At 73.9% G+C, this 24,226-nt stretch carries 22 protein-coding genes and 1 tRNA gene; 20 read left to right on the top strand and 3 right to left on the bottom strand.

The genetic code is table 11. The features are described 5' to 3' along the window. Positions 1 to 37: 37 nt before the first annotated feature. Positions 38 to 1,063 (top strand): septation protein SepH, encoded by a 1,026-nt coding sequence (sepH, locus tag AAT21_RS27445; RefSeq protein ID WP_046779615.1) that lies wholly within the window; start codon positions 38 to 40, stop codon positions 1,061 to 1,063. A 35-nt stretch (positions 1,064 to 1,098) separates the two neighbouring features. Here sepH and AAT21_RS27450 read toward each other — a convergent pair whose 3' ends face one another. Continuing rightward, the gene (locus AAT21_RS27450; RefSeq protein WP_046779712.1) at positions 1,099 to 1,944 is read right to left on the bottom strand and encodes a sulfurtransferase; all 846 of its coding nucleotides are present in this window, start codon (positions 1,942 to 1,944) and stop codon (positions 1,099 to 1,101) included. A 175-nt stretch (positions 1,945 to 2,119) separates the two neighbouring features. Between AAT21_RS27450 and AAT21_RS27455 the strand changes: the two genes are divergently transcribed. Continuing rightward, the gene (locus AAT21_RS27455; protein WP_046779616.1) at positions 2,120 to 2,911 is read left to right on the top strand and encodes a VOC family protein; all 792 of its coding nucleotides are present in this window, start codon (positions 2,120 to 2,122) and stop codon (positions 2,909 to 2,911) included. On the opposite strand, the gene AAT21_RS27460 is transcribed toward AAT21_RS27455, so the two are convergent. Continuing rightward, positions 2,905 to 4,173, bottom strand: a complete 1,269-nt coding sequence (locus AAT21_RS27460) for an MFS transporter (RefSeq protein ID WP_046779617.1) — start codon at positions 4,171 to 4,173, stop codon at positions 2,905 to 2,907. The genes AAT21_RS27455 and AAT21_RS27460 overlap by 7 nt on opposite strands. Positions 4,174 to 4,314: 141 nt before the next feature. On the opposite strand from AAT21_RS27460, the gene AAT21_RS27465 reads away from it, so the two are divergent. From AAT21_RS27465 to AAT21_RS27490, 6 genes are read left to right on the top strand one after another with little or no spacing between them, the layout of a single operon-like run. Then, positions 4,315 to 5,352, top strand: a complete 1,038-nt coding sequence (locus AAT21_RS27465) for an ABC transporter substrate-binding protein (protein WP_052758003.1) — start codon at positions 4,315 to 4,317, stop codon at positions 5,350 to 5,352. Further along, on the top strand, positions 5,342 to 6,526 hold the full coding sequence (locus tag AAT21_RS27470; protein ID WP_079025991.1) for a FecCD family ABC transporter permease: 1,185 nt from the start codon (positions 5,342 to 5,344) through the stop codon (positions 6,524 to 6,526). Before AAT21_RS27465 ends, AAT21_RS27470 begins: the two co-directional genes overlap by 11 nt. Continuing rightward, positions 6,523 to 7,338 (top strand): ABC transporter ATP-binding protein, encoded by an 816-nt coding sequence (locus AAT21_RS27475; RefSeq protein WP_046779618.1) that lies wholly within the window; start codon positions 6,523 to 6,525, stop codon positions 7,336 to 7,338. Before AAT21_RS27470 ends, AAT21_RS27475 begins: the two co-directional genes overlap by 4 nt. Positions 7,339 to 7,383: 45 nt before the next feature. After that, positions 7,384 to 8,226 carry a Rossmann-like domain-containing protein gene (locus AAT21_RS27480; protein ID WP_046779619.1) on the top strand — a complete coding sequence of 281 codons (843 nt, stop codon included), beginning with the start codon at positions 7,384 to 7,386 and terminating at the stop codon, positions 8,224 to 8,226. After that, positions 8,223 to 9,260, top strand: a complete 1,038-nt coding sequence (locus tag AAT21_RS27485; RefSeq protein WP_079025992.1) for a GHMP family kinase ATP-binding protein — start codon at positions 8,223 to 8,225, stop codon at positions 9,258 to 9,260. The genes AAT21_RS27480 and AAT21_RS27485 overlap by 4 nt, the downstream gene beginning before the upstream one ends. Next, the gene (locus AAT21_RS27490) at positions 9,181 to 10,179 is read left to right on the top strand and encodes a pyridoxal-phosphate dependent enzyme (RefSeq protein ID WP_046779620.1); all 999 of its coding nucleotides are present in this window, start codon (positions 9,181 to 9,183) and stop codon (positions 10,177 to 10,179) included. The genes AAT21_RS27485 and AAT21_RS27490 overlap by 80 nt, the downstream gene beginning before the upstream one ends. Here AAT21_RS27490 and AAT21_RS27495 read toward each other — a convergent pair. Next, positions 10,180 to 10,251: transfer RNA gene (locus tag AAT21_RS27495), tRNA-Cys, on the bottom strand. 247 nt (positions 10,252 to 10,498) lie between these two features. On the opposite strand from AAT21_RS27495, the gene AAT21_RS27500 reads away from it, so the two are divergent. The 12 genes from AAT21_RS27500 (at position 10,499) to AAT21_RS27555 (ending at position 24,223) form a co-directional block, all read left to right on the top strand. Next, on the top strand, positions 10,499 to 10,945 hold the full coding sequence (locus AAT21_RS27500) for a DUF6325 family protein (protein WP_200904468.1): 447 nt from the start codon (positions 10,499 to 10,501) through the stop codon (positions 10,943 to 10,945). 121 nt (positions 10,946 to 11,066) lie between these two features. Further along, positions 11,067 to 11,360 (top strand): SHOCT domain-containing protein, encoded by a 294-nt coding sequence (locus AAT21_RS27505; protein WP_046779621.1) that lies wholly within the window; start codon positions 11,067 to 11,069, stop codon positions 11,358 to 11,360. Between the two features lie 39 nt (positions 11,361 to 11,399). Continuing rightward, a complete protein-coding gene (locus AAT21_RS27510; RefSeq protein WP_046779622.1) occupies positions 11,400 to 12,767 on the top strand; it encodes a chloride channel protein in 1,368 nt (455 codons plus the stop codon). A gap of 14 nt (positions 12,768 to 12,781) precedes the next feature. After that, positions 12,782 to 13,222 carry a DUF7144 family membrane protein gene (locus AAT21_RS27515; RefSeq protein ID WP_079025993.1) on the top strand — a complete coding sequence of 147 codons (441 nt, stop codon included), beginning with the start codon at positions 12,782 to 12,784 and terminating at the stop codon, positions 13,220 to 13,222. A 6-nt stretch (positions 13,223 to 13,228) separates the two neighbouring features. After that, on the top strand, positions 13,229 to 14,743 hold the full coding sequence (locus AAT21_RS39905) for a gluconokinase, GntK/IdnK-type (RefSeq protein WP_079025994.1): 1,515 nt from the start codon (positions 13,229 to 13,231) through the stop codon (positions 14,741 to 14,743). A 41-nt stretch (positions 14,744 to 14,784) separates the two neighbouring features. Continuing rightward, complete coding sequence (locus tag AAT21_RS27525) at positions 14,785 to 15,702, top strand: cyclase family protein (RefSeq protein WP_046779623.1); 918 nt, start codon at positions 14,785 to 14,787, stop codon at positions 15,700 to 15,702. 23 nt (positions 15,703 to 15,725) lie between these two features. Then, positions 15,726 to 17,315, top strand: a complete 1,590-nt coding sequence (locus AAT21_RS27530) for a GMC oxidoreductase (RefSeq protein ID WP_412180343.1) — start codon at positions 15,726 to 15,728, stop codon at positions 17,313 to 17,315. A 266-nt stretch (positions 17,316 to 17,581) separates the two neighbouring features. Continuing rightward, a complete protein-coding gene (locus AAT21_RS27535) occupies positions 17,582 to 18,376 on the top strand; it encodes an SDR family oxidoreductase (RefSeq protein WP_046779718.1) in 795 nt (264 codons plus the stop codon). 39 nt (positions 18,377 to 18,415) lie between these two features. After that, positions 18,416 to 19,867: a cytochrome ubiquinol oxidase subunit I gene (locus tag AAT21_RS27540; RefSeq protein ID WP_046779624.1), complete on the top strand. Its 1,452-nt coding sequence runs from the start codon at positions 18,416 to 18,418 to the stop codon at positions 19,865 to 19,867. Continuing rightward, positions 19,864 to 20,925: a cytochrome d ubiquinol oxidase subunit II gene (locus tag AAT21_RS27545; RefSeq protein WP_046779625.1), complete on the top strand. Its 1,062-nt coding sequence runs from the start codon at positions 19,864 to 19,866 to the stop codon at positions 20,923 to 20,925. Before AAT21_RS27540 ends, AAT21_RS27545 begins: the two co-directional genes overlap by 4 nt. 42 nt (positions 20,926 to 20,967) lie before the next feature. After that, the gene (locus AAT21_RS27550; protein ID WP_046779626.1) at positions 20,968 to 22,734 is read left to right on the top strand and encodes a cation:proton antiporter; all 1,767 of its coding nucleotides are present in this window, start codon (positions 20,968 to 20,970) and stop codon (positions 22,732 to 22,734) included. 199 nt (positions 22,735 to 22,933) lie between these two features. Further along, positions 22,934 to 24,223, top strand: a complete 1,290-nt coding sequence (locus AAT21_RS27555) for a DUF2254 domain-containing protein (RefSeq protein ID WP_046779627.1) — start codon at positions 22,934 to 22,936, stop codon at positions 24,221 to 24,223. The last annotated feature ends 3 nt before the right edge of the window (positions 24,224 to 24,226 follow it).

A 24,226-nucleotide genomic window follows, 5' to 3' on the forward strand; every position in this document is an offset into this window, starting at 1 on the left:
GCACGTGACGTCGGCAGGCACCACCCGGGAGGTCCCCATGCCCGAACTGCGTGTCGTGGCCGTCTCCAATGACGGCACACGACTGGTGCTCAAGGCTGCGGACAGTACGGAGTACACGCTTCCGATCGACGAGCGGCTTCGGGCTGCGGTACGCAACGACCGCGCGCGCCTGAACCAGATCGAGATCGAGGTCGAGAGCCACCTCCGCCCCCGCGACATCCAGGCGCGCATACGAGCCGGTGCCTCCGCGGAGGAGGTCGCTCAACTCGCCGGCATCCCCGTCGACCGCGTCCGCCGCTTCGAGGGCCCCGTGCTCGCCGAGCGCGCCTTCATGGCCGAACGCGCCCGCAAGACCCCGGTGCGCCGCCCCGGCGAGAACACCGGGCCGCAGCTGGGCGAGGCCGTGCAGGAACGCCTCACCCTGCGCGGGGCCGAGAAGGACTCCGTCCAGTGGGACTCGTGGCGCCGCGACGACGGCACCTGGGAGGTCCTCCTGGTCTACCGGGTCGCCGGTGAACCCCACGCGGCCAGCTGGACCTACGACCCGCCGCGCCGGCTGGTCGTGGCCGTGGACGACGAGGCGCGTTCGCTGATCGGTGAGTCGGAGGACCTGCCGGCGGCGCCGGAGCCGAGCTTCCCCTTCGTACCGAGGATCGCGCGCCTGCCGCGCGACCGGCCGCTGGACCGTGCCCTGGACCGGCAGCTGGAGCGGGTCGAGCCCCGGCCCGCGCCCGTACCGGAGCCGGAGGAGGAGCGGGACACGCTGACCAGCCTGCTGGAGGCGGTACCGAGCTTCCGCGGTGACATGATCGTCCCCGAGCGCACCGAGCCGACGGACACCGAACCGGAGGCGGAGGAGCCGCCGGCTCCCGCCGCGTCGGCGGGTGCGGGCGCCGCGTACGCGGACGTCCTGATGCCCCGGACGGTGGCGGGCCATCGCGACCGGCTGACGGGCACCACCGACCGGCAGGCCGAGGCCGACGGGGTCCGCCCCGGGCGCCGCGCGGCCGTGCCGAGCTGGGACGAGATCGTCTTCGGCACCCGCCGCAAGAAGCAGGAGTAGCCCCGGGGGCCGGGCAGCGCCCGGCCCCCGGGCCGCTACTGGGGGTCCGGACCCGTGGCCACCGGACGGGCCGGGTCCGCGCACCAGTGCGACCAGCTGCCCGCGTAGAGGTCGGACTCGATACCGGCCACCGCCAGGGCGAGCACCTCATGGGCTCCGGAGACTCCCGAGCCGCAGTACACACCCACGGGCCTCCCCTCCGAGGCGCCGAGCGCCTCGAACCGGGCCCGCAGTGCGTCCGCCGGCAGGAAGCGGCCGTCGGGGCCCACGTTCTCGGTGGTCGGGGCCGACAGTGCGCCCGGGATGTGGCCGCCCACCGGGTCGATCGGCTCCACCTCTCCGCGGTACCTCTCCCCCGCCCGGGCGTCGAGGAGGACGCCTTCGCGCGCCCGCAGCGCCGCCGCGTCGGCGTCGAGCAGCCCGAGAGCACCCGGGGTTGGCTTGAAATCGCCCTCAACCGGAATCACCCGTTCGGCCGTGAGTTCGCCTCCCGCCGCCGTCCACGCGGCCAGGCCGCCGTCCAGGACTCGCACGTTCGGGTGACCCGTCCAGCGCAGCAGCCACCACGCGCGGGCCGCCGCCCAGCCCTGGCCGCCGTCGTACACGACCACGGGCGCGTCCGCCAGGACCCCGGCCCTGCGCATCGCCGCGCCGAAGGCCTCCGCGTCCGGCAGCGGGTGGCGTCCGCCCGACCCGGCCGGACCTGCCAGTTCACGGTCGAGATCGACGTACGCGGCGCCCGGCAGGTGTCCGGCCTCGTACGCGGGCCGCTGGTCGGGGCCGCCGAGCTGCCAGCGGACGTCGAGCAGGACCGGCGGCCGGGAGCCCGCCAGCTCGTTCCCCAGTTCGGCGGCGGAAAGGATCGCAGTGTTCGCAGTCATGCCGGCCATCTTCCTCCCCGCCCGGCACCCGCGTAACAGGGCCGTCATCAGCGGGGCACCCTGTTCCGGTCAACTCCGTTCCGGACCACCGGAATGCGGCGCGGTCGGGGCGCGCCGCGTGCGCCGGAGTGGAACCATCAGCACCGGTGACGGCACGACGGAGGAGACGGCTGACATGACCGAGGCAGCGGAAGCGACCCGGCGCACCCCCGGCACCCCGTGCTGGGTGAGTCTCATGGTGCACGGCCTCGGGAGCACCGAGGACTTCTACGCCGACCTGTTCGGGTGGGAGTACGTGCCCGGGCCGGAGCAGCTCGGGCCGTACGTCCGTGCCGTGCTGGACGGCCACGAGGTGGCGGGGATCGGCGAGATGCCGCCCGACGGACATCTTCCGATGGCGTGGACCACGTACCTGGCCACGGACGACGCCGACGCGACCGCCGAGTCGGTCCGGGCGTGCGGCGGCACGGTCGCGGTGGGACCGCTGGACGCCGGTATCGCGGGGCGGGTGGCGATCTGCTCGGACCCGCTGGGCGCGGTCTTCGGGCTGTGGCAGGCGCAGGCCCACCTGGGCGCCCGGCCGCACGGCGGGCCGGGCACCCCCGTCTGGCACGAGCTGATCACCCAGGACACCTCGACGGTCGGCAAGTTCTACGAGCACGTATTCGGCCACGAGGCACAGACCCATGCCACCGCCGCGGACGATTTCGACCACCTCACGCTGAACCTGGCGGGGCGGCCCGTCGCCGCCGTGCACGGCGTGGGCCGTTCGCTGCCGCACGACCGGGGTCCGCACTGGCTGGCCTACTTCGAGGTGGAGGACACCGACGCCGCCGCGAGCCGGGTCGAGGAGCTCGGCGGACGCGTCGTCGACCCGCCCCGGGAGGGCATGCGCGGACGGCAGGCCACGGTCGCGGACCCGGAGGGCGCGGTGTTCGCCCTCCTGCGCCCACAGCGTCCTCAGTGAGTCTCCCGCGGCGCCGGCGGCCGGCCGAAGTGGCGGGCGGTGGGCGCCAGCGCGGCCGCCGCGGGCACGAGGAAGCAGGCCGCGGCGCATGCGCCGAGGACCGGGGTGACCCCGAAGGTGTCGATGGCCGGGGCGATCAGGGCCAGGCCCACCGGGGCGAGGCCGTAGGACACGAGGAAGTCCAGTGAGGAGACCCGGGCGAGCTTGTCCGGGGCGACCTCGCGCTGCGTGGCGGTGAACCAGGGCACGTTGAACAGTTCGATACCGATACCGGCGACCGCGTAGGCACCGATCACCACGGCCGGGTGCACGGGGAACATCAGGCTCAGCGGCGCGAAGCCGTAGGCGGCCAGGCCCGCGAAGGCCGCCCAGCCCTGGGAGCGCGGCCGGAGGCGGGCGGTGACCAGGGCGCCGCCGAGCGCGCCCACGGTGTAGGCCGTCATGGCGGCGGCCAGGACCCACTCGGTGGCGTAGCGGTCACGGCTGATCAGGGGCAGGGCGACGCTGGTGGCGGAGTAGCCGAGCGCGATCACGGCGGTCAGGGCGCCCAGTCCCGCGAGGAACCAGGGGTGGCGGCGGGCCTCGCGTATCCCGTCGACGAACTCGGCGCGCAGCGACGCCCGCCGCGGCCGGGGCGCGTCGTCCGGCGCTGCGGCCGTGGCCCCCCGGCCCGGCAGGAGTGCGGCGACCAGCCAGAGCAGGCCGATCCCGAGCAGCAGGGTCGCGACGCCGGTGAAGGCCGCGAGCAGCGCCGTCAGGGCCGGCCCGGCCAGGGTGGAGGCGCGTACGGCCAGGGTCGTCGCGGCGTTGGCCTGCTGCCTGCGGTCGGCGTCGACGACCTCGGCCGTGAGCGCCTGGAAGGCGGGGCGGCAGGCCCCCTGGCCGGCGCCGGCCAGGGCGGCGGCGACGGTCATCAGCAGGAGCGAGCGGCCGAGTCCGACCGCGAGGAGGGGTGCTGCCGCCGCGGCAGCCAGGGCGGACCAGAGCACGACGGCCCGGCGGGAGTGACGGTCGGCCAGCACCCCGCCGACGGCCACCGCGACGAGGAAGCCGGCCGTGCGCGCCGCGAGGACGAGCCCCAGGCCGGCCGCGCCCAGTTCCCGTTGCAGCACGGCGAGGCCCAGGACGAAGGGCAGGGCCCAGGTCGCGAGTCCGGAGGCGGTGGTGCCCGCCCACAGACGCAGGAAGGCGATGTCGCGCAGGACGGAACGTGCCTGCGGTGGACGGCTCTTGGACTCCGTGGGGGCAGGTGTGGTCGCCACGATGTGGTGCTCCTCATTCCATTAATGAAAACGATAACCATTACAGTACTCTGTGAACGCGGCGCTCCCGCCCGGTGCACGACCACGTCCGCATCCCCCCACACCCACGCCCACACCCACGCCCTCCCCGACGGAGATTCCATGCGCCACCGCGCCCGAACCGGCCTTGCCCTGACCCTCGTTCTCGCTTCCGCGGCCGCCGCCGCGGGCTGCGCGACCACCCCCGACCGCGGCACGGACCGCACCGCGGCGGGTGCGGCCGCCGCCCGGACCGCAGTCACCAGCTGCGGCAGCCGGCTCTCCTTCGACGGACCCCCGAAACGCGCCGTCGCCCTGGACCAGACCTCCACCGAGACCCTCCTCGAACTGGGCCTCCAGGACCGGATGGCCGGGACGGCCAACCTCAAGACGAAGATTCCCGCGCAGTACCAGGAGGCCTACGCCAAGGTCCCGGTGATCGCCCCCAAGATCGCGACCGGTGAGCAACTGCGTGCCGCCACACCCGATTTCGTGGTGGCCGGCTCCACCGACCTCTACACGAAGGACCGGGCGGGCACCCGGGAGGAACTGGCCGCCCTCCAGGTCCCCGCCTTCGTCAGCGCGGTGGACTGCCCCCAGCAGAACGAGGCCGGGAAGTCCCCCTTCGAACTGCTCTTCTCCGACTACGAAGCGCTGGGGAAGGTCTTCGGGGCCGAGGACCGGGCCGCCGCCCTCGCCCGGGAGCAGCGCGCCGCCGTCGCCAAGGCCGGCGAGAGCGCCGCCGGCACGGCCCGGGACGGGAAGCAGCCCACCGTCGTCTACCTCTACTCCGTCTTCAACGGCATGCCGTACGTGGCGGGCCGGACCGGCCTGCCCAGCGAGATGAGCCGGATCGTCGGCGCGCGAAACGCCTTCGACGACGTGGAGGAGGACTGGCCGGAGGTGTCCTGGGAGGAGGTCGCGCGGCGGAACCCGGACTTCATCGTGATCGGCGACCTGTCCGAGCGCGGCCGGCCGGGCGACAGCGCCGCCGAGAAGCGCAGGGCGATGGCCGAGGACCCGGTGGTCTCCAAGCTGGCGGCGGTGCGCGACAACAGGATCGTCGAGGTTCCCGGCATCGAACTGGACCCGTCCGTACGGTCCGTGCACGCACTGGGCCTGCTGGCGGCCGGGATGAAGGACCTCGGGTATGTCCGCTGACGCGGCCGGCCGGGCCCGGCCGGCCGCCCCGGCAACGGATCTCGCGCCGGAACCGGCACCGGCCGCGGCGACGGGCCCGTCCGTCGGCCTGCTGCACCCCTCGGCCCGCACCCCGGGCCCGGCCGCCGCCGTGCCGCCCCCGCCGTCCGCGGCGGCCCCCCGGTACGGTCCCGCGCGGGCCGGGCTGCTGACCGCCATGGCGGTCGTACTGGCCGCTTCGGTGGCGGCCGCCACCCGGGTCGGCACCGCCGACGTGGGATGGACCGACCTGGCCCGGGTGTTCGGAGCGCGGCTCGGGCTGGACACCGAACCGCTGCCGCCGCTGCTGGACTCGCTCGTCTGGGACCTGCGGCTGCCGCGGGTCCTGATGGCGGCCCTGGTCGGCGCCGCGCTCGCGGTCTGCGGCACGGTGCTCCAGGCCGTCACGCGCAACGCCCTCGCCGATCCGTACCTGCTCGGGGTCTCCTCGGGCGCCGGGGCGGGAGCGGTCGCCGTGGTCGTGCTCGGCGCCGGCGCCGGCACCCTCGGCGTCACCGGCGGGGCGCTCGCCGGGGCGCTGCTGGCGTTCGCGGGGCTGCTGCTCCTGCTGCGCCGCACGGGACTGGACTCGGTCCGTATCGTGCTGACCGGTGTGGTCGTCGGTCAGCTCTTCACCGCCCTGACCTCGCTCGCCCTGATGGCCTCGGCGGACGCCGACACGACGCGTGCCGTCACCCACTGGCTGCTGGGCTCGATGGCCCCGGCCCGCTGGGACGCCGTGGTGGTCTGCGCGGTCGTCACCCCCCTGGGACTGGGCGCCGCCTGGCTGTGCGCGAACGCCCTCGACGGTCTCGCCTTCGGCGCGGACACCGCCGCCTCCCTGGGGATCGGCGTACGGCGCACCCGGATGCTGCTGCTGGTGGTGACGGCCGTGCTGACCTCGGTCGCGGTGGCCACCGTCGGCGCCATCGGATTCGTCGGGCTGATCGTCCCGCACGGGGTGCGCTTCCTGGCCGGGCCGCTGCACCGGGTGCTGCTGCCCCACGCGGCGCTCGCGGGCGCGGTGTTCCTGGTGTGGACCGACGCCCTGGCGCGGGTGGTCTTCGCGCCCCGGGAGGTGCCCGTCGGCGTGGTCACCGCGCTGATCGGGGTCCCGCTGTTCCTCGTCGTCCTGCGCAGGAGGGGGGAGCTGTGAGGATCACCGCCGAAGGGCTGAGCTGGTCGGTCTCGGGCACGCCCGTCGTCCGCCGGGTCGGCCTGGACATCGCACCGGGCGAGACCGTCGGGCTGATCGGCCCCAACGGCTCGGGCAAGTCCTCGCTGCTGCGCTGCCTGGCCGGGCTGCGCGTGCCCGACGAGGGCACGGTGCGCTACGACGGCGTGTCCGTACGGGACTTGAGCGCCCGCACGATCGCCCGCCGGGTCGCCTTCGTCGCGCAGGACTCCGGTCTCGACACCGACCTGCGCGTGGCCGACGTGGTCGGGCTGGGCCGGACCCCGTTCCGTGACCGCTGGCGCGGACCGGACGCCCACGACCGGGCCGTGGTCGCCGCCGCGCTCGAACGCGTGGGACTCACCGCGCTCGCCGGGCGCCCGTGGAAGTCCCTGTCCGGCGGGGAGCGCCAACGGGCCCACATCGCGCGGGCGTTCGCGCAGCAGCCGTACGGGCTGCTGCTGGACGAGCCCACCAACCACCTCGATGTGAAGCACCAGCTGGAGCTGATGGAGCTGCTGTCCGGAGCCGATCAGACGGTTCTGGTCGCGCTGCACGACCTGGGCCTGGCCGCCCGCCACTGCGACCGGCTGCTGCTGCTGTACGGCGGCCGGCTGGTCGCCTCCGGTGCTCCCGCCGACGTCCTGACCCCGGAGAACCTCGCCCGGTTCTTCGAGGTGGACGCCGAACTGTCCGCCGACGCCCTGGGCCGGCCGGCGGTCACCTACCGCGGGCCCCTGCGCGGCACCGCGCCCCGGGCCCCCTCCACGTCCGCTTCCCCGTCCGCCCCCTGAATCCCCTCCCGGCCCCTCCCGATCCGCGCTCCGACAAGGAAACCCATGACGAACCCCGCCCCCACGACGACCACCGCTCCCCCGGCCGGCGTCGACGCCCTGATCGAGGCCGTACTGGCCGGCGAGCACGGGCCACTGCCCTCCGGGCTGACGGCGACCAGCGTGTTCTGGATCCACCACGGCACCCGGCTGGCCGGCGGCGACACCACCTACCTCAACCAGTACGTCCTGGTCCGGCTCGGCGGCGCCTTCGGCGGCTGCGCCTTCGAGGCCGGTGAGATCGACCCGGCGATCTGCCGCGACTCCTCCGGCGCCCCGCTGGACGTCCTGCTGCGTGAGGCACCGCGCCCGCTGCGGATCGCCGCCCTCGACGCCTACCTGGCCTTCCGGCACCCGCACCGCGACTCCGGGGCCGAGCCGGTCACCCTCCCCGCCGGTACCCCCGAGGTGCGGGCGAGGGCCCGCGACGCGGCCATCGCCGGGCTGCTGGACATCGACCGCGGGGCCGCGGTCGGCCTCATCGGCGTGGTGAACCCGCTGGTCGCGGCGATCCGCGAGCGCGGCGGCGCACCGCTGCCCTGCGACTTCAACCTCCGTACCACCCAGTGGGGCGACCCCGTCACCACCGACATGCACGAGGTGCTGGAGCGCGCCGACGCCGTCGTCGCCACCGGCATGACCCTGAGCAACGGCTCCTTCGACACCATCCTCGACCGCTGCCGCACGCGGGGGATCCCGCTCGTCGTGTACGCCCAGAGCGGCAGCGCCGTGGCCCGTGCCTTCCTCGGCGCCGGGGTGACCGCCCTGTCCGCCGAGCCCTTCCCCTTCTCCCAGTTCAGCGCCGACCCGACCACCCTGTACCGCTACCGGACGGCGGGCCCGGCGTGATCGCGGCGACCCGCCGGAACTCCCCCGGCGCCGACCGCCGCGGCGCCGGGCACGCCTCCTGCCACCACGGCGAGATCCTCCAGGGCGTCTTCCTGGACGCCGCCGGGCGCCGGTGCGCCGGGCTGGTCACCCTGCCGATGAGCGGGCCGGGCAGCGGGGCCGAGTTCACCCGGCGGCCCGGCACCCCGCCGGAGCGGCTCACCGTACGGCCCGCGGACCGTACGAAAGCGGCGCGCGCGGCGGTCCTGGCCATCGAGGAGTGCGCCCTGCGCCGCGGGGAGCCGCCGTGCGGCGGGGAGCTGCGGATCTCCGGTGACATCCCGGTGGGGCTGGGCATGGGCAGCTCCACCAGTGACGTCATCGCGGTGGTCCGGGCGGTCGCGGACTCCTACGGGATACGGCTCCCGGCCGCCGCCGTCGCCCGGCTCGCGGTCCGTGCCGAGCTGGCCTGCGACCCGCTGATGCTCGACGCCCGCCCGGTGCTCTTCGCCCAGCGCGAGGGGCGGGTGCTGGAGGTGCTCGGCCACCGTCTGCCGTCCCTCGTGGTCGTGGGCTGCGCCCTGGGCGGGGGCGCGCCCGTGGACACGCTCTCGCTCCCCGCCCGTGAGTACGACGACCACGACGTCCGCGCCTTCGAGCGTCTGCGCGTGCTGCTGCGGCGGGCGGTGACCACCGGTGACGCCGCACTGCTCGGCCGGGTGGCGACGGCCAGTGCCCGGCGCGGGCAGCGGCTGCTGCGCCATCCGGAGTTCGACGCGCTCGTCGGCATCGCCCGGCGGCTCGGGGCCGTGGGCGTGCAGATCGCGCACAGCGGGGCGGTGGCCGGGCTGCTGCTGGACCCGTCCGCACCGGGGCTGCACCACCGGGTCCGCGGCTGCCTGCGGGCCCTGGAGGGCGAGGGCATCCCCGCCACCCGCACGTTCACGACCTTCCCGACGACCAAGGAGTCCCCGAGTGGACCAGCACATCGCGGAGGCCATCGGCCGACCGGACCTGATACGCCTCGACGACCGGCTCGTGTGTCTGCGCTTTGAGACGATGAAGGTGGTCTCCGCCCTCGCCGCGGTCCGCCACCTGCTCGACACGGGCGTGGTGCGGCGCGGTGACACCCTGCTGGACAGCTCCAGCGGGATCTACGCGTACGCCCTCGCGCTGGCCTGTCACCGGTACGGCATGCGCTGCCACATCGTCGGCTCGACGACGGTCGACCACACCCTGCGCACCCAACTCGCCGTGCTCGGCGCGACGCTGGAGCAGATGGAGCCCTGCAGCGACCTGAAGCTGGACCAGAAGCGGCGCGTCGAGCGGGTCCACGAGATCCTCGCCGAACACCCCGGGCACCACTGGATGCGCCAGTACCACGACGACGTCCACTACCTGGGCTACCGGGCCGTGGCCGACCTGATCCGCGGGGCCACGGACGGTGCGGAGCTCACCCTCGTCGGCGGGGTCGGCTCGGGCGCCTCCACCGGAGCCCTCGCCCACTACCTGCGCGAGGACGCGCCCGGCACCGAGCTGGTCGGCGTGCAGCCCTTCGGCAGTGTCACCTTCGGCGCGGAGCACGTCGCCGACCCGGAGATCATCATCGCCGGGATCGGCAGTTCCATCCCGTTCGGGAACGTCCGGCACGCGTCGTACGACACGCTCCACTGGATCTCGTTCGAGGCCGCCCTGTCCGGCAGCGTCGACCTGCTGCGCCGGCACGCGGTGTTCGCCGGGCTGTCCACCGGGGCCGGCTATCTGGCGGCGCGCTGGGAGCGAGCCCGGTCGCCGCGGCGCACGGTCCTCTTCGTCGCCGCCGACACCGGCCACCGGTACGTGGACACCGTGTACGCGCGGCACCGGGAGGCCGTCCCCGTCGGCTCGCTGGCCCCGCGGCAGGTGGCGGGCCGGGACGGGCTGGCCCTGCCCTGGTCCCGGATGGACTGGAACCGGGCGGACCCTCCGTCGTAGAGACCGTGGCGGGATTCGAACCCGCGTCACCGGATTTGCAGTCCGGCCCCTGGGCCACTCGGGCACACGGTCGTGGTGGCGCTTCGGGTACGACCGTAGGCGCACCGCGCGGCGAGGTGAAGGGAGCGCCGCGGCCCGACACACGACTGCCATACGCCGTTCACGGACCGCGCCGGGCGCGGCCGTCGGGGGCCGTCGGGGGCCGCCGGCCGGAGGTGCGAAGGCGTCGTGGGGGTGCTGCAATGAGCTGGTGGGCTGCCCCGCAGTGTGGCGGCTCACGACGCGGTCACCCCCACCGCATCGCACATGAGGAGTGGTGATGAGCGACGAGATCAGCGAAGACATCGAAACGATGGGGCCGGTCGACTACCTGGTCGTCGAGTTCCCCGGCAACAGGATGACCGGCGAGGGCCTGCCCCTGCTCGTCGATCTCGTGGATCGCGGCATCATCCGCATCCTCGACCTGGTCTTCGTCCGCAAGGATGCCGATGGTTCGGTCGTCGCCCTGGAGCTGAAGGACGCAGGCGGCGGCGAGATGGACCTGACCGTCTTCGAGGGTGCGGCCTCGGGCCTGCTCGGCCAGGACGACATCGACGAGGCCGGTGCCGCCCTGGAGGCCGGCAACTCCGCCGGGATCCTGGTGTACGAGAACGTCTGGGCGGCGCCGTTCGCCCGCGCCCTGCGCCGCGGCGGTGCGCAGCTGGTGGCCGGCGGCCGGATTCCCGTCCAGGCGCTGCTGGCCTCGCTCGACGCCATGGAGGCGTGAGCCCGAGCCGGGGGCGGCAGGCGGGCAGCGGCCCGGCCTGCGGCCTTTGGCACCTGACGACCCGCGGACCGGACGCGCACGGCGGCCGTCCGCCCCAAGGCAACCAGGGAGATGACGCCCCATGCCCGGACTTCTTCGCGGTGTAGCCCGTACCGCCGTCGTGGCCGGAACCGCCACCGCGGTGTCCAACCGCGTCTCGCGGCGGCAGGCGGGCCGCTGGCAGCAGCAGGAATACGAACAGCAGCAGGCGTACCAACAGCAGCAGGCCCCTCCCCCTCCCCCGCCCCCGGCCCCGCCCGCCGGCGACGACATGAGCAGCAAGCTCGACCAGTTGCAGAAGCTGGGCGAGCTGAAGGCCCAGGGACTGCTGACCGAGGAGGAGTTCGCCCAGCAGAAGAGCAGACTCCTCGGCTGAGGAGCCGGTCGGTCACGGGGGACGGGAAGGGATGACCCCATGACGGCACCGCGTACCCCGGCACCGGCATCCGCCGAACCGCCCGCGGAGGGCGACCGGTTGCGGGACATGCTGCGCACGCCGGGCTACCTGAAACTCCTCGTCCTGTGCGCCCTCATCGGCATCCCCGTCTCCCTCGCGGCGTTCTGGTTCCTGGTCGGGCTCCACGAGCTGGAGCACCTGATGTGGACCGACCTCCCGGAGGCGTTCGGCTGGAGCGCCCCGCCCTGGTGGTGGCCGCTGCCGCTGCTGCTGGTGGCCGGTGTCCTGGTCGGGCTGGTGGTGACCCGGCTGCCCGGCGCGGGCGGGCACATCCCCGCCTCGGGACTGCACGCCGGAGGTGCCTCCTCCGCCGCGCTGCCGGGCGTGATCCTGGCGGCCGTGCTCAGCCTGCCGCTGGGTGCGACCCTCGGCCCGGAGGCCCCGCTGATCGCCCTCGGCGGGGGGCTCGCGCTGCTCTTCCGGGACCTGGCGCAGGCGCCCGCGACCCCGCAGAGCACGGCCATCCTGGGTGCGGCCGGCGCCGCGGCGGCCATCTCCGCGATCTTCGGCAATCCGCTGATCGGTGCCGTGCTGCTGATGGAGGTGGCCGGCGTGGGCGGACCGCAACTGTTCGCGATCATGCTGCCGGCCCTGCTCTCCAGCGGGGTCGGCGAGCTGGTGTTCACCGGCTTCGGCCGCTGGACGGGCCTGTCGACGGGCAGCCTGACGCTGGACCTGGACACGCCCTTCCCCCGCCTCGACGCCCCCGACGTGCTGTGGTCGCTGCTCCTGGCGGCCGTCATGGGCGTCTTCATGCACATGGTGCTGGCCGGCGGCCGGTTCGCCTCCGTGTACGTGGCCCGGCGGCCGGTGGCCCACACGGCCGTCTGCGCCGTGGCGGCGGGTGCCTTCGGCGCCCTGTACGCGCTCGTCACCGGCAACTCCCCCGTCGACGTGGCGTCCTCGGGCCAGGCCGTGATGGGCAGCATGGCCGCCGATCCGCAGGCCTGGGGCATCGGGGCGCTGATCGCGGTCCTGCTGTGCAAGGGCGCGGCGTACGCGCTCTGTCTGGGCAGCCTGCGCGGCGGCCCGATCTTCCCCGCTCTGTTCCTGGGCGCGGCCGCGGGCGTGCTGGTCGCACCGCTGCCCGGGCTGGGCGTCATACCGGGCATGGCGGCCGGCATGGCGGCCGCGGCCACCTGTGCGCTGCGGCTGCCGGTCAGCAGCGTGGTGCTCGTCGTGCTGCTGCTCGGCAGCGGCGCGATGATCCCCGTGATCATCCTCGCGTCCGTGGTCGCCTTCGTGGTGACCGAACTGCTGCCGCCCGGGCCCGAGGTCCCCCCTGTGGGCAGGGCGGTCGCAGTCCCCGCGGCCGGGGCGAAGTGAGGAAGGAGCACGTCATGACGAGTCATGCGGGCGGAGCACGCCCGAACGGCGCGGTGCCGACCGCGCGGAAGGGCGGCTTCAGCGCCCGCAACGGCTGGCTGCTCTTCGCCGGATTCCTGATGATCTTCGGCGGACTGATGATGGTGTTCTCGGGCATCTCCGCGCTCGCCAGGGACGACGTCTTCATCCCCACCCCGCACTACGCCTACGAGCTGGACCTCACGGGCTGGGGCTGGATCCACCTCATCCTGGGCGTCGTGATCTTCTTCGCCGGATTCGCCGTGATCAAGGGCGCACTGTGGGCCCGCATCGTCGGCCTGGCGCTGGCGGGCCTCAGCATGGTCGCGAGCTTCATGTGGCTCCCGTACACGCCGTTCTGGGCGCTGGTGCTCCTGGCGGTCGACGGTCTGATCGTCTGGGCCCTGTGCACGGCACCCGGTTTCCTGGAGGACTGATCCCGGATGCCGGTGGAAGCCGCGCCGCCGACTCCGCTGGTGCTCGTCGTCGGGGTGTCCGGCTCGGGCAAGACCACGGTGGCCCGGCTGCTCGCGGAACGGCTCGGCTGGCCTTACCGGGACGCCGACGAGTTCCACTCCCCGGCCAGCCGGGCCAAGATGGCCGCCGGGCACCCCCTCGACGACGCCGACCGTGCCCCCTGGCTCGCCGCCATCGGCGCCTGGATGGACCAGGAGGCCGCGGCGCACCGCCCGGCGGTGGTCACCTGCTCGGCGCTCAAGCGCTCCTACCGGGACCGGCTGCTGCGGGGCCGGCCCGGGGTGCGCCTGCTGTACCTGCACGGCACGCCGGACCTCGTACGGGCCCGCCTGGGGGCCCGGCACGGCCACTTCTTCCCGCCGGCCCTGCTGGACAGCCAGTTCGCCGACCTGCAGGAACCGGGGCCCGACGAGCACCCCGTCGTCGTCGAGGTCGACCAGCCGCCGGAGGCCGTGGCGGCGGCCGCGCTCTCCCTGCTGGACCTCGCCGCCCCGTCCCCGCCGTCCGAGGAGACCCCCATGCCCGAGCAGACGCCCCGGTCCGCCGGCCCCACGGGTGAGCAGTGGGAGCTGCGCCACGGCGGGCAGCGGGCCGTCGTCGTCGAACTCGGGGGCGCCCTGCGCCACTACGAGGCCGACGGAGTGCCCCTGCTGGACGGGTTCGCCGCCGACGAGCCGGTCACCTCGGGCCGCGGTCAGCTGCTGGTGCCCTGGCCCAACCGGGTGGGCGGCGGCCGCTACCGCTTCGACGGCGCCGACCTGCAGCTCCCGCTGAGCGAGCCGGAGCGGCGCAACGCGATCCACGGACTGCTGCGCTGGACCCCGTGGCGGCTGCTCGCCCACTCCGGCGACGCGGTCCGGGTGGGGGCCACCCTCCACCCGCAGCCCGGATATCCCTTCCTGCTGGAGGTGTACGCCGAGTACCGGCTGGGCGACGACGGCCTGACGGTGCTGGTCCGCGCCGTCAACGCGGGCCCCACGAGGGCCCCGTACGGGGTGGGGCAGCACCCGTACCTGACGGTAGGCACCGGTCTCGTCGACACGGCGCTGCTCACCGTGCCCGCCCGCCACCGGCTGACCACCGGCGAGGAGGGCCTGCCGACGGGCGAGGAGCCCGTCGAGGGCACCGCGTACGACTTCCGCACCGCCCGGCCCATCGGCACGCAGGCGTTGGACACCGCCTTCACCGGACTCGAACGCGACACGGAGGGGCGGGCCGTGGTGCGGCTGGCGCACCCGTCGGGGCAGCGCGGTACCGACCTGTGGCTCGGCGAGGGCACCCGGTACGTGCAGATCTACACGGGCGACACCCTCGCAGAGCCCGGGCGGCGTCGGCGCGGTGTCGCCGTGGAGCCCATGTCCTGCCCCGCGGACGCCTTCCGGACCGGCAGCGGCCTCACCGTCCTGGAGCCCGGCGCCGGCCATGTGCTCCGCTGGGGCCTGCGCCCCTGGAGAAGCGCGGACCCGGACGGGACCCGATGACCCGGCCCCCCGGACCTCCCGGACCTCCCGCGCCGCGGCCCATGAGCACGGAGGACTTCCGGACGCTGTACGAGCGGCTGCGCCGGGCGGCGCGGTCCGGCACGGAGGGCGGCCGGCGCGGGGCGCTGCGCCACCTGACCCCGGCCCGTGTCGCGGCGGCCGCGGCCGAGGTCCGGCTCGGACGCACGGTGTCCCTGGCCGCTCCGATCGAGACCCGGCCGGGCCCGGACAACCCCGAGCCGGCGAAACACCGGATGACCGGCCCCGCCACCGGGGAGGCCGGGGCCGACGGGCTGCACTTCGCCCTCGACCGGTTCGCCATGAACGTCCACGGGGACGCGGACAGCCACCTCGACGCGCTGAACCACGTGCTGTACGACGGCGAGCTCTACGACGGGGTCCCGGCCGGCGACCCGACGGCCCCGGAGGTCCGTTCCCTCTCCGTGGACCTGGTCCGGGAGGGCATCGTCGGACGGGGTGTGCTGCTGGACGTGCCGCGGCTGCGCGGCGTGCCCTGGCTGGAGCCGGGCGACCACGTGACGGTGGAGGACCTGACGGCCGCCGAGGCGGCCGAGGGGGTCCGCGTCGGCCCCGGGGACCTGCTGCTGGTCCGGGTGGGTCACCGGCGCCGCCGCCGGGAGCTGGGGGCGTGGGAGGCGGCCCGGGCCAGGGCGGGCCTGCACCCGCGGGCCCTGACGTTTCTGGCCGAGCGGGAGGTGTCGGTCCTGGGCGGCGACGGCAACAACGACACCGCCCCCAGCGCGGTGGCGGACGTCGCCTTCCCCGTGCACGTCCTGGCGGTGCACGCGATGGGCGTGCACCTCATGGACTACCTGCAGTTCGAGGAACTGGCGGGCGCCTGCGCACGGGCCGGCCGCTGGAGCTTCCTGTGCGTGGTCGCGCCGCTGCGCCTGCCCGGTGCCACCGGCTCCCCCGTGAACCCGGTCGCCGTGCTGTGACGGCGGTCCCTAACCCAAGGACGGTGGTCGACGTGGGCGACTCCTCCCCCTACGACGTCATCATCATCGGCACCGGCGCCGGGGGCGGTACCCTCGCCCACCGGCTGGCGCCCTCCGGCAAGCGCGTGCTCCTCCTCGAACGCGGCGGCTGGCTGCCGCGGGAGCGGGACAACTGGGAGTCCAAGGCCGTGTTCGTCCGGGGCAAGTACCGGGCCCCGGAGTTCTGGTTCGACCGGCACGGCAACGAGTTCCCGCCCGAGGTCAACTACTACGTCGGCGGCAACACCAAGTTCTACGGAGCCGCCCTCTTCCGGCTGCGGCCCGAGGACTTCGGCGAGATCCGCCACCACGGCGGCGTCTCCCCCGCCTGGCCGCTGCGGTACGAGGACCTGGAGCCGTACTACACGCAGGCCGAGCACCTCTACCGCGTGCACGGGCGGCACGGGGAGGACCCCGGCGAGGGCCCGGCGAGCGCGCAGTACGCCTACCCGCCGGTCGAACACGAGCCGCGCATCCAGCAGTTGAGCGACGACCTGGAGAGGAAGGGACTGCACCCCTTCCACCTGCCCATCGGGGTCGACCTGGTGCAGGACGCCGACGGACGGGCCGTCCCCTCCAGCGTGTGCATCCGCTGCAACCGGGTGGACGGCTTCCCCTGCCTGGTGCGCGGCAAGTCCGACGCCCAGGTGATCTGCGTGGAGCCCGCCCTCGAACACCCCGGCGTGGAACTGGTCACCGGCGCCCACGTGGTCCGGCTGGAGACCGACCCGGCCGGGCGCAGCGTCACCGCCGTCGTCGTCAGGCTGCCGGACGGCCGCGAGACCCGGTTCTCCGCGGATGTCGTGGTCGTCTCCTGCGGGGCGGTCAACTCCGCCGCCCTGTTGCTGGCCTCGGCCAACGACCGTCACCCCCGCGGGCTGGCCAACAGCTCCGACGTGGTGGGCCGGCACTACATGCGGCACAACAACCTGGCCCTGATGGCGGTGTCGAAGGAGCCCAACCCCACGCAGTTCCAGAAGACCCTCGCGCTGCACGACTGGTACCTGGGCGCGGACGACTGGGACTTCCCGCTGGGCGGCATCCAGATGCTGGGCAAGTCGGACGCCGAGCAGATCCACGGCGAGGCGCCGCGCTGGGCCGGAGCGGTCACCCCGGACCTGCCCTTCGAGGTACTCGCGCACCACGCGGTCGACTTCTGGCTGTGCGGCGAGGACCTTCCGCAGCCCGGCAACCGGGTCACCCTGGACGGTGACGGCGCCATCCACCTCGCACTCGACGAGAAGAACAACACCGAGGGCCTGAAGCGGCTGCGGCACAAGCTCCAGAGCATGCTCGGCCACCTGGGCATGCACGAGCACCACCTGCTGTCGCACAGCATCTACCTGCACAAGGGCATGCCGATCGGGGCGACCGCGCACCAGGCGGGCACCGTACGCTTCGGCACGGACCCGGCCTCCTCCGCACTGGACCTCAACTGCAAGGCGCACGACCTCGACAACCTGTACGTGGTCGACACGAGCTTCTTCCCGAGCATCGGCGCGGTCAACCCGTCCCTGACCGCGATCGCCAACGCCCTGCGGGTCGGCGACCACCTCCTGGCCCGGCTGAACTGACCTCCGCCCCGGGCCCCGCCGGTCACCGACCGGCGGGGACCTGCGAGAGCCTGCGCGGACCTGCGCGGACCTGCGCCGACCGGAGGAAGATCCTCGGCCGAACGGCCCAACCGGGGCCCGCCCGGCGGGCCCGCCGCCACAGCCGGTGATTACGTGGGCGGTCGGTCCGGCCGCCCGCGGCCCGGCCGCGCCGGGCCCGCTCGTCGAGGAGGCAGCACAACGTGGATTCCACCGTCGGCGCACCGCAGGGTGTGAATCCGGCTCACCTGCTGAAGGGCCAGAAGGCGCTGGTCACGGGCGCCAACTCCGGTATCGGGAAGGCGACCGCCATCGGGCTCGGCAGGGCCGGCGCCGACGTGGTCGTGAACTACGTGGCGGACCAGGAGTCCGCCGAGGCGGTCGTCCGGGAGATCACCTCCTTCGGGGTGCGCGCGGCGGCGTACGAGGCGGACGTGTCCCAGGAGGACCAGGTCGTCGCCATGGTGGAGCGGATGGTCCGGGAGTTCGGGACGATCGACATCATGGTCGCCAACGCCGGCCTGCAACGCGACGCCCCGTTCACCGAGATGACCCTCGCCCAGTGGCAGAAGGTCCTGGACGTCAACCTGACGGGCCAGTTCCTGTGCGCGCGGGAGGCGACGAAGGAGTTCCTGCGGCGCGGCGTGGTACCCGAGGTGTCCCGGGCGGCCGGGAAGATCATCTGCATGAGCTCGGTGCACCAGATCATTCCGTGGGCGGGGCACGTCAACTACGCCTCCTCCAAGGGCGGCGTGCAGATGATGATGGAAACCCTGGCCCAGGAGCTGGCGCCGCAGAAGATCCGGGTGAACGCGGTCGCCCCCGGAGCCATCAGGACGCCGATCAACCGCGACGCCTGGGAGACCGAACAGGCCCGCGAGGACCTGCTGAAGCTGATCCCGTACGACCGGATCGGCGACCCGGAGGACATCGCCAACGCGGTCGTCGCCCTCGCCTCCGACCTTCTGGACTACGTGGTGGGGGCCACTCTCTACGTCGACGGCGGGATGACCCTCTTCCCCGGATTCGCCACCGGCGGCTGACCGCTCCCCCTCCGCCAGGTCCTAGCAGCGAAGGCACGCATGCACACGATGTTCCAGCTGCTGGCGGCGGACGCGCCGGCCCAGCTGCTCCCGGCCCGACAGCTCATGGCCTTCACCCTCGCCTCGCACATCATCCTGGTACCGCTGGGCGTGGCCCTGCCCTTCATCACCCTGCTGATGCACTACCGCGGCATCCGCCGCGACGACCCCACCGCCCTGCTGCTGGCACGGCGGTGGTCGGCCGTCATGGCGGTGCAGTTCGCCGTCGGCGTCGTCACCGGCACCGTCCTGTCCTTCGAGTTCGGGCTGCTCTGGCCGGGGCTCATGGGCAAGTGGGGCGACGTGTTCGGCATCGGCTTCGGTGTCGAGGCCTGGGCCTTCTTCCTCGAAGCGGTGCTCATCGCGATCTACCTGTACGGCTGGCGCCGGCTGAAGCCCCGTACGCACTTCCTGCTCGGCCTCCCGCTGCCGGCCGCCGCGCTGATGGGGGCGTTCGGCATCCTGGCCGCCAATTCGTGGATGAACACACCGCGGGGCTTCACCCTCGACTCCGCGGGCAACCCGGTCGACGTGAACATCTGGAAGGCCGTCTTCACCCCCATGTTCGGCCCGCAGTACTGGCACTTCGTCGTGGCGATGGTGCTGACCGCGGGATACGTGGTGGCCGGGGTCTACGCCGTCGGCTGGCTGCGCGGCCGCCGGGACCACTACCACCGGCTCGGCTTCACCGTCCCCTTCACCGTCGCCGCCGTCGCCACCCCGATCCAGCTCTTCCTCGGCGACTCCATCGCCCGGCAGGTGTTCCACAAGCAGCCGGTGAAGTTCGCCGCCCTGGAGATCGTCTGGGAGACCGACACCCACGTCCCCGAGTACCTGTTCGGCCGGCTGCACCCGGACGGAACGGTCTCGGGCGGTATCAAGGTCCCGCAGCTCGACTCCATCCTGGCCGGCTTCAGCCCGGACACGAAGGTGATCGGGCTGTCCTCGGTGCCCGAGAGCGACCGGCCGAACGCCACGCAGGCGACCATCGCCCACTGGGCCTTCGACCTCATGGCCGTGATCGGGTCCGTGCTGGTGCTGCTCGCCCTCTGGTACGCCCTGGTCTGGTGGCGGCGCCGCAGGCTGCCGGAGTCCAAGTGGTTCTGGCGCAGCGCCGCCTGCGCGGGGGTCGCCTCCGTCGTGGCCGTGGAATGCGGCTGGGTCGCCACCGAGGTGGGGCGCCAGCCGTGGATCGTCTACCAGAACATGCGGGTCGCCGAGGCCGTCACCGCGACGCGCTCGACCACCTTGTGGATCATGTTCGGGCTGGTGATCGTGGTGTACGTGTTCGTCTTCGGCGCGTTCCTCGCCGTCCTGCTGAAGATGCGCACCCGATGGCGGCTCGCCGACGCGCAGGAGGGGGCGGGGCGTCCGGTCGAGCCACCGGAGGCGGACACACCGTACGGACCGCGCTCGTCCGTGGCATCGGCCTCCCGGGACGGCAGCCCGTGACCGCCGACGTCATCGCCTTCGTGCTGCTGCTCGCCGTGACCGCCTACACCTGCGCGGGCGGCACCGACTACGGGGCCGGCTTCTGGGACCTGACCGCGGGAGGGACGGAGCGGGGCAAGCGGCCCCGGTGGCTCATCGACCACGCCATGGCCCCGGTGTGGGAGGTCAACAACGTCTGGCTGATCTTCATCTTCGTCATCATGTGGACGGGGTTCCCGGTCTTCTTCCAGACGGTGTTCTCCGCGATGTGGGTACCGCTCGCGCTGGCCGCCGTCGGCATGGTCCTGCGCGGCGCCGGCTTCGCCTTCCGCAAGGCCTCGCAGCGGATCGCCGGGCGGCGCCTGTTCGGGACCCTGTTCGCCGTGTCCTCGCTTCTGACGCCCTTCTTCCTCGGCGCGGCCGTCGGCGGGATCGCCTCCGGCCGGGTCGCGCTCGGTACGGAGGCCTCGGCGAAGGCCTGGTCCAACCCCACCTCCCTCATGTTCGGGCTGCTGGCCATCGCGACCACGGCCTTCCTCGGCGCCGTGTTCCTCTCCGGCGACGCCCGCCGCTTCGACGCGCCCGATCTGGTCGACCACTTCCGGGGGCGGGCCCTGGCCTCGCTGGCCGTGGTGGCCGTACTGGCCGTGGTCGCGCTGTTCGTCACCCGCACGGACGCCCCGCACATCTGGCACGGCCTCACCCACGGCGTGGGGCTCGGCTTCGTCCTCCTGGCCGCGGCGGCCACTTTCGCCACGGCGTGGCTGCTGCTGCGCCCGCCGGGGACCTGGGTACGCGTCACGGCCGTCGGGGTCGTCGCGGCGGCGGTCCTCGCCTGGGGCATGGCCCAGCGTCCCTACCTCATCCCCACCTCGCTGACGGTCGCCGACGCCGCGGGTGCCCCGTCCACCCTGACGTGGCTGGTGTTCGTCACCCTGGTCTCGCTGGTGATCGTCGCCCCGGCCGTCTTCCTCCTGTACTGGCTGGACACGCACGGCGAGCTGGAGTCGCTCACCGACACCGACCTGCGGCGCCGCGGCGGCGCCGCCGGACCGGGCGAGGGCGCCGATGGGGCCTGAGGGCCGTCCGCCGCAGCGGAAAGACCGGAGGGGAACGCCGTCGTGAACGAGGACCGGATCCTCCTCGGCATCGCCCTCACGGTGGGGCTGGCCGCCTCCTGCCAGATCCTCGCCGGAAAGCTGCGCGTACCGGCGCTGCTCCTGCTGCTGCCGGCCGGTTTCGTCGCCGGGGCACTGACCGACGTCATCCATCCGGACAACCTGCTCGGGCCGGAGTTCTCCGCCCTGGTCTCCCTGTCGGTGGCGGTGATCCTGTACGACGCCGGGCTCGGGCTCGACGTGAGCCGGCTCACCGGCCGCACCCGGGGGATCGTCGGCCGGCTGCTGGCGACCGGCGTCCTCGTCACCTTCCTGGCCGTCGGCGCCGTCGCCCCCGCCCTGTTCGGCATGTCCCTGGCCAGTGCCGCGATGGTGGGCGTGATCCTCGTGGTGTCGGGCCCGACGGTCGTGGGGCCCCTCCTCGAATACGTGCGGCCCACCGACAGGCTGCGGCGCGTCCTGGTCTGGGAGGGGACGCTGATCGACCCGATCGGCGGCATCCTCGGGGCGCTCGTCTTCCACGCCGTCTCCTCCTCGCAGGCCGACCTGGGCCGGGGCTACCAGCTGGGCCAGTTCGCGATCAGCATGGGCGTCGGCCTGGTCGGCGGCGTCGTGGGCGTCGCCCTGCTGTGGCTGACGCTGCGCGTGCTGCGGCTCGGCGAGACGCTCGGCACGATCGCCCAGCTGGCCGTGGTGATCGTGGTGGCGGCGGGATGCGACGTCGTCCGTGACGACACCGGACTGATCGCCGCGACCGTCACCGGTCTGGCCGTCGCCAACCTCCCCGGTTTCGACATGCCCGCCCGGCGGCCCTTCTTCGAGACGCTGGTCCAGCTGATCATCGGCCTGCTGTTCGTCTCGATCTCCTCGACCGTCACCCCGGCCTCCCTGCGGCCCGTACTGCTCCCCTCGCTCGCCCTCGTCGCGTTCCTGGTCCTGGTCGTACGGCCGCTGGTCGCCTTCCTTTCCACGGGGAGGTCGGGGCTGACCCGCGGGGAGCGTGGGTTCATCGGCTGGATGGCCCCGCGCGGCATCGTCGCCGCCTCCACGGCCTCCGCCTTCGCCACCACCCTGTCCGACCAGGGTCTGGCCGGGGCGGGGAAGATCCTGCCCGTCACCTTCCTGGTGATCGTGGGAACCGTCCTGCTCTACGCCCTGACCGCCGCGCCCGTGGCCCGCAGGCTCGGCGTCGTCCGCCCGTCCCGCTCACGTCCCCTGCTGGTCGGCGGCGACCACTGGGTCGTCGACCTGGGCAGGGCCCTGCGGTCGGCCGGACTCGACGTCCTCATGTGGGCCGGCGACGAGGACGAGCGGGAGCGGATCAAGGACGCCGGACTCGAACTGGCCCAGGGGGAGCTCCTGGCCACGGCCACCAATCCGCGCGCCCGGCTGGAGGGCGTCACCACCGTCTTCCTGCTCACGGACGACGACGACTTCAACGCCCTGGCCTCGGTCGTGGTGGAGGGCAACGTCGAGGGGCCCGTCTACCGGGTCGCGCCCCCGCACGAGGGTCACGGCGTCGTCGCCCCCTACACGGGCGGCGACGTCCTCTTCGGCGCCCGTCTGGTCCGGCACGTCCTGGCCGAGCGGTACCGGCGGGGCGCCCGGTACCTGGTGCAGCCTGCTTCCCGGCCGGTCCCGGCGGGCTCCGAGACGCTGTTCGTGGTACGCGGCGACGGCAGGCTCCACCCGGTCACCGAGGGCGGGACCGTCTCCCCGGCGGCGGACGACCTCCTCGTCCTGCTCGGTCCCGTACCGCGTCCGGAGTGACCGCGTCCGGGGTGACCGCGTCCGGGGTGACCGCCTCCCGGTCTCGCCACCGGCGGCATGCGGAGGGCGGGAGACGGCCTTACCGTGGGGCCGAAAGCCGTCCCGAACCGCGAACCGGAGGTCGGAGGTCACACGTGCCGTTGCCGCACAGGCGCACGAAGGCGCCCGCCGGGCCACCGGACGCCCGCTCCGGTCCCTGATGTCCTGGGCCTCCCGCTTCCGGCTGCTGCAGTACACGAAGGCCAGCCTCTGGATCGTGCCGCTGATCGGTCTGGTCCTCGGCGTACTGCTGGCGGAATGGGCCGTCTCCGTGGACGCCACGGAGTGGCTCCCGGCCGGCTGGCGGTACTCCGCCTCGACGGCCGGCGGCGTACTCACCGCCATCGTCGGCGCGATGATCGCCCTGCTCGGATTCGTCGTCACGATCGGCGTGCTCGTCGTCCAGCAGGCGACGGGCACCCTGTCCCCGCGCTACATGCGCCTGTGGTACCGCGACCGGCTGCAGAAGGCCGTGCTGGCCACCTTCACCGGGACCTTCTCCTTCTCCTTCGCCCTGCTGCGCAGCATCGAGTCCGACTCCGTGCCCGACCTCGGGGTCACCATGGCCGGGTCGGCCGTGTCCGTCAGCCTGTTGCTGCTGCTCGTCTACCTCAACCGGTTCACCCACAACCTCCGGCCCGTGGCCATCGCCGGCCTGGTCGGACGGATGGGCGAGGAGGTCCTGGCACGCGGGGAGGCCGCGGTCCTCGGCGCCGCGCCGCGCGCGGGCGACCCCGTACCGCCTCCGGCCGGCGGTCCGGTCACCTACGTTCGGTCCGAACGCGGCGGTGTGATCCAGGCGTTCCACCCGGAACGGCTCACGGCCCTGGCGGCGCGCCACGACTGCCTCCTCGTGGTCACCCGCCTGGTCGGCGACTACGTACCGCCGGGCGCCGTCGTCGTCGAGGTGCACGGCGCAGGCCCGGCCCCCGCGGCGCGGCGGGTGACCGGACTGATCGCCTTCGGCTCCGAGCGGACCATCGAGCAGGACCCGGCGTTCGCGCTGCGGGTCCTCGTGGACATCGCCGTCCGGGCGCTCTCCCCCGCCGTGAACGACCCGACCACCGCGGTCCAGGTGCTCAACCGGATCGAGACGTTCCTCCACACGGTCGGCCGCACCGGCCTGCGCAACCGCTACGTGCTGGCCGACCGGGACGGCACGCCGCGGCTGGTGGTGCAGGGCCGGGACTGGGAGGACTACCTCCAGCTGGCCGTGACCGAGATCCGCGAGTACGGCACCTCGTCCGTCCAGATCTGCCGGCGGCTGCGCGCCCTGCTGGAGGGCCTGCTTACCGCCCTGCCCCCGGGCCCCCTGCCGGCCGTCCACACCGAACTGACCCTGCTGCGGGAGGCCGTCGAGCGCGAGTACCCCGACCCCGCCCGCCGCACCCGTGCCCGCACCCCCGACCCCCAGGGCATCGGTGCCCGCCCCCGCCCCCGCTCCGACTGACCG

The organism is Streptomyces yangpuensis (genome assembly GCF_001005295.1).
GTDB classification, from domain to species: Bacteria; Actinomycetota; Actinomycetes; order Streptomycetales; family Streptomycetaceae; genus Streptomyces; species Streptomyces yangpuensis.